This is a genomic window from Sphingopyxis sp. MC1, assembly GCF_000371385.1.
Classification (GTDB): domain Bacteria; phylum Pseudomonadota; class Alphaproteobacteria; order Sphingomonadales; family Sphingomonadaceae; genus Sphingopyxis; species Sphingopyxis terrae.
Genome location: NZ_AOUN01000003.1, coordinates 268,334 through 280,396, shown reverse-complemented (window position 1 = coordinate 280,396; position 12,063 = coordinate 268,334). Strand labels below are relative to the sequence as shown.

The following is a 12,063-nucleotide window of genomic DNA, read 5'->3' as shown; positions in this document are numbered from 1 at the left end:
CCCGTCCAAAAACGTCGAAAAAGCAGGGGTCTCGCTGGATCGGGCCGCCATTTGCGGTATGACATAAGGGCAACGAAAAAAGAAATTATCTGAGAGGAGTGCCCAAAGTGACATCATCTTCCCTACTGAATGCCCGTCTGCTTCGCACGACCGCGCTCGGCGTGTCGATTGCCGTCGCGGCCGTCTCGGCGCCTGCCTTTGCGCAGGATGCCACCACCGATAATGCCGAAGACACCGCCAATGCGATCGTCGTGACCGCGCAGGGCCGTTCGCAGCTGCTGTCGGACGTGCCGGTCGCCATTTCGGCGGTCAGCGCCGAAACGCTGCAGAACAGCGGTGCCAACGACATTCGCCAGCTCAACCAGGTGGCGCCGTCGCTGCTCGTCTCGTCGACGGGCTCGGAAGCCAATGGTTCGGCGCGTATCCGCGGCATCGGCACCGTCGGCGACAACCCGGGTCTCGAAAGCTCGGTTCCGGTCTTCATCGACGGCGTCTATCGCTCGCGTTCGGGCATCGGCCTCAACGAACTGGGTGAGATCGACCGTGTCGAAGTCCAGCGCGGCCCGCAGGGCACGCTCGGCGGCCGCAATTCGTCGGCGGGCCTGATCAGCATCTATTCGAAAAAGCCCGACTTCAACTTCGGCGCCAGCGGCGAAATCACCTATGGCAATTATGACTATTGGCGCCTGACCGGCAGCGTCACCGGTCCGATCACCGACAAGGTCGCCGCGCGCCTCGACGGCGTCTGGGTCAAGCGCGACGGCTTCCTGCGCGACACGACGAACAATACCGACGTCAACAACCGCGACCGCTATTTCCTGCGCGGCCAGCTGTTGTTCGAACCGACCGACGCGCTGTCGATCCGGTTGATCGCCGACTACACCTATCGCAACGAAAAATGCTGCGGCGCGATCTATGTCGACAACAGCGTCAACCCGTACATCGGCAATCTCAACAATCCAGGCGTTCCCGCGACCGCGACGACCAACAATATCGTCAAGGTGCTGAATGATCTGGGCCAGCCGCTCAGCGCGTTCAACCAGGGCTATGGTCGTGACCTTTCGGTCAGCGCGGGCCGCAGCTTCGCCGGCAAGACCAAGGATTATGGCTTTTCGGGCCAGATCGACTGGGATCTCGGCGGCGCGACGCTGACCTCGATCACCGCCTATCGCGAATATCGTTCGGGCCAGGCCGGCGACCTCGATTATGGCGCGGTCGATATCCTCTATCTCGCGCCGACCGACGACGCCTATCGCCAGTTCCACACCTTCACGCAGGAAGTGCGTCTGCAGGGTGAAGCATTCGACGGCAAGCTCGACTGGCTCGTCGGCGGTTTCTACGCCAATGAAAAGCTGACGGTTCGCGACAATCTGCGCTTCGGGGACGATTATGGCCGTTTTGCCAATTGCCGTATCATCTCGGGCGGCGGTCTTGCCGGCCTCTATTCGCCGACTCAGGCAGGATGCGTGGCGGGCGGCATCGGCAATCTTGCCGGGGTTGGCCGCAATACGATCCTCGCGGCATCGGGCGCTTCGGGTGCGGATATCGTTTCGGCGTTCACCGCGCTCGACGGTCTCAACGACCTCGGGACGATCAACGATCGCTACTATCAGAACGATCGCAACTGGGCGCTGTTCACCCACAATATCTTCCACATCACCGACAAGCTCGATCTGACGCTGGGTCTGCGCTACACCAATGACAAGAAGCGCTTCAACGCCAGCTTCACCAACGACAACACGGTCTGCACCACGGTGCAGGGTCTGGTTCTGGACGATCTGACCAGCACCACATCGAACTCGACCGCAAAGGCGCTTGCGGGCGCGCTGATCGGACTGTCGTGTCAGGGCAATTCGACCGCCGAGTTGAATGGCGTCTCGATCAATAGCAAGCGCGGCGAGGACAAGTTCACCGGGACCGCGATTCTGTCGTACAAGCCGGTCGATGATCTGCTGCTCTATGCAAGCTATGCGCGCGGTTACAAGGCGGGCGGGTTCAACCTCGACCGCTCGGCGCTCAAGTCGCCGATCCTGCCGTTCGGCGGGCAGGCGGGGGCGCAAGCGCTTGCCGGCAACCTCCAGTTCGATCCCGAACTGGTCACCAGCTACGAATTGGGTGCCAAATATTCGACGGGCCCGTTCAGCGCGGGGCTGACCTTCTTCCGGTCGGACTTCAAGAACTTCCAGCTCAATACGTTCAACGGCACCGTCTTCCTCGTGCAGAATATCAATGGCTGCTCGAGCGACCTTGCTGGCGGCGACCGCGACCAGAGCAAGTTCACCGGTGCGCCCAACTATAATGCGGGTGCCGCGGCGACGGGCGTCTGCCCGACCGACGATGTAAGCTGGGGCGTGCGGGCAGAAGGCTTCGAACTCGAAGCCTCGCTGGTTCCGGCGCGCAACTTCCGCATGACCGCGGGCCTCACCTACGCGAAGACCAAATATCGTGCGAACTTGGTGGGCACTGCGTCGGGCGCTCCGCTCGATCAGGCGCTGCGTCTGCTGCCGGGCAGCAATCTGTCGAACGCGCCTGAACTGGTCGCGACCGGCAGCGTGACCTGGACGCCTGAAATCGGCAGCAGCGGCCTGACCGGCCTCGTCTATATCGATGGTCGCATGACCAGCGATTATAACACGGGTTCGGACCTCTTCCCGCAGAAGGCGCAGGACGGCTATGCGATCTTCAACGCGCGCGTTGGCGTTCGCGGTCCCGACGAAAAGTGGGGCATCGAATTCTGGGCGCAGAACCTGTTCAACAAGCAATATGCGCAGGTCGCGTTCAACTCGCCCTTCCAGGAAGGTGGCACGTCGACCGGAACCGCGTTCGCCGATCCGCAATATCCGGGCGGCCGTCAGCTGTTCTCGCAGTTCCTTGCCGAACCGCGCACCTATGGCGTGACGCTTCGCGGCAAGTTCTGATCGCGTAACATGCGGTCGGCTTGTCCGGCCGGATAAGGGACCGCCCGCTTGCCGAATGGCAGGCGGGCGGTTCTTTTTTGTGGAACCTTTGCGCCGACCCTGCATAGGCTGGGGGCATGTTCGCAATCGACTCCCTGCTCGTAAAAATCGCGCTGATCGGCGTGATCGGCATCGGCGCCCAATGGGTGGCGTGGCGGACCAACAAACCCGCGATCGCGCTGATGCTCGTCGCCGGCATATTGGCGGGGCCGGTGCTCGGGCTGATCGATCCGGTGCGCGATTTCGGCGCGCTGCGCGAACCGATGATCAAGCTCGCCGTCGCGGTGATCCTGTTCGAAGGCGGCTTGAGCCTCAAGTTTCGCGAGCTGCGCCAGGCGGGCACCGCGGTCTTCATGCTCGTCTTCATCGGCGTGCCGGTCGGCTGGGCGCTCGGCACTGCCGCGGCCTATTATGGCGCGGGCCTGCCGTTCGAGCTCGCGGCGCTGTTCGGCGGGGTGATGGTGGTGACGGGACCGACCGTGATCGCGCCGATGCTCCGCTCGCTCAACATCGCGCCGCGCGTCAAGAATATGCTCAAGTGGGAAGGGATTGTGAACGATCCGATCGGCGCGCTGCTCGCGGTCGGTATCTACAGCTACATCACCCACGGCGGTGCCGATGCGAATAGCGTGAGCATCGTCACCGACGTCGTCGCGGCGAGCGTGCTGGCGATCCTGATCGGCGGCGCGGCGGGATTCCTGCTGACCTGGGCCTTTCCGCGCGGCTGGGTGCCCGAATATCTGAAGGCGCCGGTGCTGCTGACGACCGTGATCGCGGTCTTCGTGCTTTCGGACCTCATCATGCACGAAACCGGGCTGATCACTGTCACCGTGATGGGCGTCGTGATGGCGAACCGCGAAACCTATTCGACCCGCTCGCTGCAACGCTTCAAGGAGGATCTGACCGTCGTTCTGGTGTCGGGCGTCTTCATCATCCTGTCGGCGACGCTCAACTGGGACGTGGTGAAGAATTTCCAGTTCCGCTTCCTGATCTTCCTCCTTCTGCTGCTCTTCGTCGTGCGCCCGCTGACGATCATGACCGCGCTGCTCTTCACGCGCATCCCGCTCAAGGAGCGGCTGTTCGTCGCCTGGATCGCCCCGCGCGGGATCGTCGCGGTTGCGGTAACGGGCCTCTTCGCGCTGCGCCTCACCGACTATGGCGTGCCGGGGGCGGAGGCGCTGGTGCCCTTGGGCTTCGGCGTCGTTATCGCGACGATCTTTGCGCACGGCTTTACCGCCGGAACCTTCGCGCGCTGGCTCGGCCTCGATCAGGGCAAGGGCGACGGCGTCCTGCTCGTCGGGGCGAACAGCTGGACGATCGCCTTCGCGCAGTTCGTCAAGGAACAGGATCGCGGCGTGATGATCGCCGACGCCAGCAAGTTCGCACTACGCCGCGCGCGACGCGCCGACATTCGCGTCTATCACGGCGACATATTGGACGAGGTGCACGAGGATGCGATCGACATGGGCCAGTATCAGCAGCTCATCGCTGCGACCGACAATGACAGCTACAACGCGCTGATCTGCGGCGAGCTGGCGCCCGAGATCGGCCATGACCGCGTCAGCCGCGTCGCGGGCGAGGCGACCGGCGCGAGCCAGCGGCTCGGTCGCGTGTTCACCATCGGCGGCACCACGATCGACACGCAGCTCGACCGGCTCCACGCCGGATGGACCTTCGGCCGCACCCGGATCACCGAAAAATTCCCCTATGCCGACTTTGTCGCGCGGATGAAGGCGTCGGGGGGCGACAGCCTGATGGTGGTCAAGGCGTCGGGCGACCTCGCAATTTTCTCGACCCGCCACCGCCCGACGGTAGAGGCCGGCGATACGGTGTGGACCTTCGTTCCGCCCGACGACCCGAAGGCGCGCCGCGAGGCGAAGGAAGCGTCCGCCGCGGTCTGAGGCTTTTGCGTCAGCGCGCGCGCGCGGCCTGATGCGCGATGTCGGTCATCAGCTTGCGGAACAGCACCGCGCCCGCGGTGCCCGATGCCTTCAGTGCGCGCTCGCATTCCAGCAGCCGCGTCATCAGCCGCGCGACGCGCACCGAATCCCAGATGTGCAGCTGCGCCGTCACCGCATCGCGTTCTTTCCAGAATACGCCGCTGCTTTTCGCCGCGACGACGGTCGCCGGGTGCGCGCCCGCGTCGACCTCGGCGCGCAGCTTGGCGAGCTGCATCGCGCGGATCGCCAGTGCGCGGATGATGCGGATCTCGGCAACGCCGACCGCCGCCGCCTGTGCCAGCATGTCGGGCAGGTCGCGCAGCTTGCCGCCGAGCGCGACGTTGATGCACGCGCTGACATCCTCTTCATGCGTCGCGGCGCCCAGCGCGGCGATGTCGGCGGGCGTGACCTGCCGCTGCCGATCGGCGCCGGCGTCGAGGTAGAGCGCGATCTTCTCGATCTCGCGGCGCATCAGCGCCTGATCGCCCGAGACGAGATCGACGAGCAATTGCGCCTCGGCATTGGCAACCCGCAATCCTTGCGCCGCCGCGGCTTCCATCGCGATGCCGACGAGCGCGCGGCGGTCGGGCTGGTAGCAGATGGCGGCGACGGCATGATCGGCGCCCTCGACCAGCTTGACGAGCTTCGATCGCGCGGTGACCGAGGCGCCGGTCGCGATCACCGGGTTGAGCACGCTGTCGGCGCCGAGCAGCGCCTCGACGGCGGCGAGGCAATCGTCGCCGCCGCCCGAAATCTCGAGCCGGATCACGCGCGCCGGCGAAAAGAGCGACATCGACGCCGCTTCGGCGGCGAGCAGCGCGCCGTCCTGCGCCATCTGACCCGATGTCAGATCGACCCGCTCGGCCTCCTTGCCGGCCAGCGCGATCAGATGCGCCGCGACGCTTTCCATCGTCGCGTCATCGGGGCCGGTCAGCAGGATGAAACGGACCGCGGGATCGAGGCGGCTGAGGCGTTCGAGTTCGCCGGGCTTGACCGACTTCATGCCGGTCAGGGCGCCGGGGCGGACGGCGCCGGCTGGCCGCCGCCGCGGTCGGCGAAGACCGCAAGCCGTGCGACGATCTGGTCGGCGATTCCCGACGCGAGCCGCTCGAGCGTCGTCGATTCGGCGGCGATCGTCGAATATTCGCTGCCGACGACGTCGATCCCGCCGTCCTGCGCCGCGGTCGCGTCGAGCAGCACTTCGCCGCTGGCCGCATCGACGAGCTGATAGCGGGCGCGCAGCGTCCGCCGCTCGCGCGTCACGGCATCGTCGGAGCGGACGCCGAGGCCTGTGATCGAATCCTCGAGCCGCACGTCGAGGCGCAGCCGCTGGCCCGCACCATGTCCGCCCTGCGTCGCCTGCAACCGGTCGCGCAGCGCGTTGCGGACGAGCCAGCCATTATGCCCCTCGATCGGCGCGACATCGACGTCGGCCAGCACCTGCGCCACCGCGCCCTTGCTGCCGTTCGCATAGAGCGGCCGGAGCCCGCAGCCGCCAAGAAGCAGCGAAGCGGCGACGAGCGAGGAGGTGAGCAGGCGTTTCATGTCAGGGAACGATATTCACCAGACGGTCGGGAACGACAATCACCTTTTTGGGTGCGGCGCCGCCGAGCAGCTCGGCGATGCGCGGGCGGGCGAGCGCCGCGGCCTCGAGCGCGGCCTTGTCGGCGCCCTTCGCGGCGGGCATCGTGTCGCGCAGCTTGCCGGCGATCTGGATCGCGATCGTCACCTCGTCATCGACGAGCAGCGCCGGGTCGGCGGCGGGCCAGGCGGCGTCGGCGATCATCGTGGTCGTCCGCTGCGCCGCGGGCAGCGCCGCCCAGGCCTCTTCGGCCAGATGCGGCATCATCGGTGCGACGAGCAGGATCAGCGTCCGGCACGCTTCGGCGCGGGTTGCCGAGGGCTTTGCCTTTTCGATATCGTTGGCGAGCGCGTGGATCTTGGCCACCGCCTTGTTGAAGCCGAGCGATTCGATGTCGGCGGCAACCCCCGCGATCGCCTGGTGCAGCTTGCGCGCCAGCACCTTGTCCTCGCCGCCGTCGCCGACATTGTCGGTGTCGCCGAACAGGCGCCACAAGCGCTGGACGAAACGCCACGCACCCTCGATCCCGGCCTCGCTCCACGGCAGATCGCGCTCGGGCGGGCTGTCGGACAGCATGAACCAGCGCGCGGCGTCGGCGCCATATTGGTCGAGGATGGCGTCGGGATCGACGACATTCTTCTTCGACTTCGACATCTTGATGACCCGGCCGACCTTGACCGGCGCGCCATCGGCCTCCAGCGTCGCGCCGTCGGCGGTGCGCACCACCTCGTCGGGGGTGAAGAAGAGGGGGGGCAGACCCTCGCCCTGCGCACGGCTGTAGGTTTCGTGCGTCACCATCCCCTGCGTGAACAGGCTGGCGAAGGGCTCCTTGATGTCGATCATACCAAGCTTGTTGAGCGCGCGCGTCCAGAAGCGCGCGTAGAGCAGATGGAGGATCGCATGCTCGATGCCGCCGATATATTGATCGACGGGCAGCCAGCGGCGGATGACATCGGGATCGAACGGCTTGTCCGCCGGTGCCGAGGCGAAGCGCAGGAAATACCACGACGAATCGACGAAGGTGTCGAGCGTGTCGGTCTCGCGCACCGCCGCGCCGCCGCATGTCGGGCAAGCGACATGCTTCCACGTCGGATGGCGGTCGAGCGGATTGCCGGGCACCGAGAAATCGGCATCCTCGGGCAGTACGACCGGCAACTGATCCTTCGGCACCGGCACGAGGCCGCAGGCCGGGCAATGGATGAAGGGGATCGGCGTCCCCCAGTAACGCTGGCGCGAGACGCCCCAGTCGCGCAGGCGCCAGACGGTCGTGCCCTTGCCCCAGCCTTCATGTTCGGCGCGCGCGATGATCGCGGCCTTCGCCTCGTCGATGCTCATGCCGTCGAGGAAGTGGCTGTTCACGAGGCGGCCGGGGCCGGTATAGGCTTCGTCGCCCGTGAAATGCTGGCCGACATGCTCGCCGTCGGCAATCACGCGGTGGACGGGCAGATCATATTTGCGCGCAAAGTCGAGGTCGCGCTGATCGTGCGCGGGACAGCCGAAGATCGCGCCCGTGCCATAATCCATCAGCACATAATTCACGACCCAGACCGGCAGATGCCAGTCGGGGTCGAGCGGATGCTGCACCGACAGGCCGGTGTCGAAGCCCATCTTCTCCGCGGTTTCGAGCTGTTCGGCCGACGTTCCTTGACGGCGGCACTCCTCGATGAACGCGGCAAGGCGCGGCGCATCCTTGGCGAGCGACTCGGCCAGCGGATGGTCGGGCGAAATCGCCGCAAAGCTGGCGCCGTACAGCGTGTCGGGGCGCGTCGTGAAGACGTCGAAGCCCGGCGCGCCGCCCGCCAGCTTGAAACTGAATTCCAGGCCCTGCGACTTGCCGATCCAGTTTTCCTGCATCAGCCGCACCTTGTCGGGCCAATGGTCGAGGCTCTTGAGGCCGTCGAGCAGTTCGTCGGCGAAGTCGGTGATCTTCAGGAACCACTGCGAGAGCTTCTTCTTCTCGACCAGCGCGCCCGAACGCCAGCCGCGCCCGTCGATCACCTGCTCGTTGGCGAGCACGGTCATGTCGACGGGGTCCCAGTTGACGTAGCTTTCCTTGCGCGTGACCAGTCCGTGCGCGAACAGGTCGAGGAACAGCGCCTGTTCCTGCCCGTAATAATCGGGCTCGCACGTCGCGAGTTCGCGGCTCCAGTCGATCGCGAGGCCGAGGCGCTTCAATTGCGCGCGCATCGCCGCGATATTGTCGCGCGTCCAGCCGCCGGGGTGGACGCCCTTTTCCATCGCGGCATTTTCGGCCGGCATGCCAAAGGCGTCCCAGCCCATCGGATGCAGCACGTCATGCCCGGTCATCCGCTTGAAGCGCGCGAGCACGTCGCCCATCGCATAGTTGCGGACATGCCCCATGTGGATGCGTCCCGACGGATAGGGGAACATCTCGAGGATATAGGCCTTTGGCTTATCCGAACTGTCGGTCGTCGCAAAGCTGTTCGCGGCGTCCCATGCCGCCTGCCAGCGGGCGTCGGCGGCGAGGGCGCCAAAGCGCGTTTCGCGGGTCATTTGTCGGTTACCCCGTTTGTCAAAATACCATCGATCAAAATAATGTGCCCCCGTCCTTCGACTGCCCGCAGGACGGGCGCTCAGGATAAACTTCAGCCAAAGGCTGGAGGCGGGGGCCCATCACCTGCCGTTCAAATCCGGAACAACCGGAGATGGATCCCCGCCTTCGCGGGGAAACACCGAAATCCGAAGCTCAGCCCTTGATCGCGCTGCGGCGCAGGTCGCGGGCGCGGGTGAGGATGATTTCTTCCAGCTTCTGCACCGTTGCAGCCTGAACCGGCGCGTCGACCCAGGTGCCGTTCTGGGCGACCTGGCGCAGCGCGGCGACGCGCAGCGCATCGGCGCGCAGGTCGCGGTCGAGGATCGACACGGTCACCTTCATGCGCTCATTCGGATTGCCGGGGTTCGCATACCAGTCGGTGATGATCACCCCGCCCGAGCTGTCGGCCTGCAGCAGCGGCATGAACGACAAGGCGTCGAGCGACGCGCGCCACAGATAGGAATTGACGCCGATCGTCGTCACTTGGCTCGCCGCCAGGTCGGCGCGCGGCCGGTCCTTCCCGCCGCAGGCCGACAGGCCGAGCGCCGCGACCCCGATCAGGGCGAGCGCGGCCGGACGACGACCGAGCGAGGCAAGAAGGGTAAGCTTGGACATGCCGTAACACCTTATTCTGGGCGCGCGGGCAGCGAATTGCGGGCGCGCATGCGGAAATTTGCAAGCGTCTCTATCGCCCTTGCCGCCGTCCGGCAAGCGCGCCATTTCCGGTGTTTCGACCGTTCATCCCCGGCTCATCTCCGCCCGCCACTGTGCTGTTCGCGCAACATGTTCGGCGAAAAGCCGGCGGCGCGCGATCAATCGGTCGGGAATCACTGGAATTGTCGCCCCCGTCGTCCTATCTCAGGAGTCGATTGGGGTTGGAGTCGCAGAGCAATGGCGCGGAATTCGCGACATTTTTGGAAAGCAGGACTGTTCGCGGTAGCAGCGGTTACCGTTGCGCTTCCGCCTGCGCTCGCGTCGATGACACGCGCCGACCGGATTCGCGACACCCAGCTTTCGAATTCGGTGCTTGGCCAATTCACCCCGGCGTCGGGCGACCCGCGCCTGATCGCCCGCTATATCAAAATCTCGGAAGAGGCGCGCCGCGGCTTCAGCTTCACGCCCGCGCTGCCCGATGACGGGCACAAGAATCGCGCGATCACCGTCGTGATTCGCGCCCGCGACGATTCGTCGAGCGCACGCACCGCCGCGCTTGCCGCAGGTCGTACCAAATCGCCGATCTCGATCGCCCCTGTGACCTATAATCTGGGCGCGTCGGTCGGGTTCGAAAAATTCGTGACCCCGGCGCTGCCCAGCGGCACCGACCTGCGCAACCTGCCGGTCGCGCGCGCGCCCGAACAGGCCGACAACAAGAAATCGCGCTTCGCGACCAAGATGGTCAGCCGTCCGACCGATCCGGCCGGCGCAACCGACCGCATCACCGCGCCGGGCGAAGAGCAGACCGTCGATGTCGTCAGCAGTTATCGCCTGACCAAGAACCTCGATGTGACCGCGGGCGTCCGCTACAAGGCCGACGACCGCTTCCAGCCGCTGACCGACGCGCGCCGCGACAGTCAGGCGGTCTATGTCGGAACCGCTTTCCGCTTCTAAAAGCTGTATCGATCGTCGGGCCAGTTCGGCCTGCGGACGATAATGCCCAAGGCTTCAGGTGCTAACGCGCCAACGCGCGCCGCGCCTTTCGCGTCGCCGCCTTTTCTTCCCATGCGTCGATGGCGGCCCAGCCGGGCGCGAGGCGGCTTGCGGCGCTGGCGCGGGTGAGAGCGCGCGCGCGCGCCGGGGTCATACCGCCCAGCGCGATGGCTCGGCCTCCGGCCGCACGCGCGAGCCGCAGCCACTGGGCACGGCCGAGCGGTGCTGCGCCGGGATGCGACCGCGTCGGGTGAAGCGGCGAGACGAGCGCCGCGTCGGCGCCCGCCCGCCGGGCGCGGTGCGCCTCGCGATGGTCATGGACCGGCATGGTGACGATCAGGCTGATCGCGCGTGCCTGCGCCGCCCGGCGCGCGGCATGCTGCCGCAGATGGACGCCATCGGCCCCCCAGCGCCGCGCCTCGGCGGGCAATCCCGCGATCAGCAGCATCAGCCCGCGCGCTTTTGCGAGGCGCGCAAGGCGGCGCGCGAGGCGCCAGCGCGCGCCCTGCGGCAGCGCGTCGTGCCGCAGGACGATGCCGCTTCCCGGCGGCAACAGCGCGGCGAGCGCCACCGTCCCGGCCGCGCTGCGTGTGTCGCTCATCAGCCAGCATGCGGGCAGGGGGTGGCGTCGGACCATCGCCCTTCCTATAGGCGCGTCGCGGGCGCACGCAACGCGCCCTTCGAGGATGACGATATGAGCGATGCGGCAAGCCGGCTGGCCGAGGTGGGGACGAACATTGCACAGGCGGCGCGCCGCGCCGGACGCAAGGCGGGCGACGTCTGCCTGATCGCGGTGTCGAAAACGCACGATGCCGATGCGATCCGCCCGCTGATCGCCGCCGGCCAGCGTCATTTCGGCGAGAACCGCGTGCAGGAGGCGGCGGCCAAATGGCCCGCCCTGCGCGGTGAAGCCCCCGATGTGACGCTGCACCTGATCGGTCAGCTCCAGTCGAACAAGGCCGAAGAGGCGGTCGCGCTGTTCGACGCCATTCACTCGGTCGACCGCAGCTCGCTCGTCCAGGCGCTCGCCAGGGCGTGCGACAAGCTCGGCAAGCGGCCGCAGCTTTTCGTTCAGGTCAATATCGGCGACGAGGAGCAGAAGGGCGGCTGCGCCGTCGCCGATCTCGCGGCGCTGCTCGCCGAGGCGAAGGCGGCGGGGCTGGCGATCGACGGCCTGATGGCGATCCCGCCCGCCGATGTCGAACCGGCGCCCTATTTCGCACTGCTCGACGAACTGGCCGAGCGCCACGGCCTGCCGCTGCGCTCGATGGGAATGAGCGGCGATTATGAAAAAGCGGTCATGCTCGGCGCGACCCACGTCCGCGTCGGCACCGCCCTGTTCGGCGCGCGCGACTAGGGCCCAAATCCCCAGGAGCCTGCGGA

At 66.4% G+C, this 12,063-nt stretch carries 9 protein-coding genes; 4 read left to right on the top strand and 5 right to left on the bottom strand.

Annotated features, from left to right (window positions below; translation table 11 throughout):
* Positions 1–107 precede the first annotated feature (107 nt).
* Together EBMC1_RS05170 and EBMC1_RS05165 are read left to right on the top strand one after the other, a co-directional pair.
* A complete protein-coding gene (locus EBMC1_RS05170) occupies positions 108–2,918 on the top strand; it encodes a TonB-dependent receptor (RefSeq protein WP_003041634.1) in 2,811 nt (936 codons plus the stop codon).
* A 116-nt stretch (positions 2,919–3,034) separates the two neighbouring features.
* A complete protein-coding gene (locus EBMC1_RS05165; RefSeq protein ID WP_003041632.1) occupies positions 3,035–4,858 on the top strand; it encodes a cation:proton antiporter in 1,824 nt (607 codons plus the stop codon).
* Positions 4,859–4,868: 10 nt separating this feature from the next.
* On the opposite strand, the gene holA is transcribed toward EBMC1_RS05165, so the two are convergent.
* From holA to EBMC1_RS05145, 4 genes are all read right to left on the bottom strand, one after another.
* Positions 4,869–5,900: a DNA polymerase III subunit delta gene (gene holA / locus EBMC1_RS05160; protein WP_003041629.1), complete on the bottom strand. Its 1,032-nt coding sequence runs from the start codon at positions 5,898–5,900 to the stop codon at positions 4,869–4,871.
* A 5-nt stretch (positions 5,901–5,905) separates the two neighbouring features.
* Complete coding sequence (gene lptE, locus EBMC1_RS05155; RefSeq protein ID WP_003041627.1) at positions 5,906–6,442, bottom strand: LPS assembly lipoprotein LptE; 537 nt, start codon at positions 6,440–6,442, stop codon at positions 5,906–5,908.
* A 1-nt stretch (position 6,443) separates the two neighbouring features.
* A complete protein-coding gene (leuS, locus tag EBMC1_RS05150) occupies positions 6,444–8,993 on the bottom strand; it encodes a leucine--tRNA ligase (protein ID WP_003041625.1) in 2,550 nt (849 codons plus the stop codon).
* A gap of 193 nt (positions 8,994–9,186) precedes the next feature.
* Positions 9,187–9,648 carry a DUF3576 domain-containing protein gene (locus tag EBMC1_RS05145; RefSeq protein WP_003041624.1) on the bottom strand — a complete coding sequence of 154 codons (462 nt, stop codon included), beginning with the start codon at positions 9,646–9,648 and terminating at the stop codon, positions 9,187–9,189.
* Positions 9,649–10,011: 363 nt separating this feature from the next.
* On the opposite strand from EBMC1_RS05145, the gene EBMC1_RS05140 reads away from it, so the two are divergent.
* The gene (locus EBMC1_RS05140) at positions 10,012–10,641 is read left to right on the top strand and encodes a hypothetical protein (RefSeq protein WP_231292868.1); all 630 of its coding nucleotides are present in this window, start codon (positions 10,012–10,014) and stop codon (positions 10,639–10,641) included.
* Between the two features lie 61 nt (positions 10,642–10,702).
* On the opposite strand, the gene EBMC1_RS05135 is transcribed toward EBMC1_RS05140, so the two are convergent.
* Positions 10,703–11,281 (bottom strand): thiamine phosphate synthase, encoded by a 579-nt coding sequence (locus EBMC1_RS05135; protein ID WP_231292867.1) that lies wholly within the window; start codon positions 11,279–11,281, stop codon positions 10,703–10,705.
* A gap of 93 nt (positions 11,282–11,374) precedes the next feature.
* On the opposite strand from EBMC1_RS05135, the gene EBMC1_RS05130 reads away from it, so the two are divergent.
* Positions 11,375–12,037, top strand: a complete 663-nt coding sequence (locus EBMC1_RS05130) for a YggS family pyridoxal phosphate-dependent enzyme (protein WP_040589652.1) — start codon at positions 11,375–11,377, stop codon at positions 12,035–12,037.
* Positions 12,038–12,063 lie beyond the last annotated feature (26 nt).

Excerpts from the sequence above, each read along its gene's own strand:
- holA (WP_003041629.1), bottom strand. The coding sequence starts at position 5,900 with ATGAAGTCGGTCAAGCCCGGCGAACTCGAACGCCTCAGCCGCCTCGAT.
- EBMC1_RS05130 (WP_040589652.1), top strand. The coding sequence starts at position 11,375 with ATGAGCGATGCGGCAAGCCGGCTGGCCGAGGTGGGGACGAACATTGCA.
- leuS (WP_003041625.1), bottom strand. The coding sequence starts at position 8,993 with ATGACCCGCGAAACGCGCTTTGGCGCCCTCGCCGCCGACGCCCGCTGG.
- lptE (WP_003041627.1), bottom strand. The coding sequence starts at position 6,442 with ATGAAACGCCTGCTCACCTCCTCGCTCGTCGCCGCTTCGCTGCTTCTT.
- EBMC1_RS05145 (WP_003041624.1), bottom strand. The coding sequence starts at position 9,648 with ATGTCCAAGCTTACCCTTCTTGCCTCGCTCGGTCGTCGTCCGGCCGCG.
- EBMC1_RS05165 (WP_003041632.1), top strand. The coding sequence starts at position 3,035 with ATGTTCGCAATCGACTCCCTGCTCGTAAAAATCGCGCTGATCGGCGTG.
- EBMC1_RS05140 (WP_231292868.1), top strand. The coding sequence starts at position 10,012 with ATGACACGCGCCGACCGGATTCGCGACACCCAGCTTTCGAATTCGGTG.
- EBMC1_RS05135 (WP_231292867.1), bottom strand. The coding sequence starts at position 11,281 with ATGAGCGACACACGCAGCGCGGCCGGGACGGTGGCGCTCGCCGCGCTG.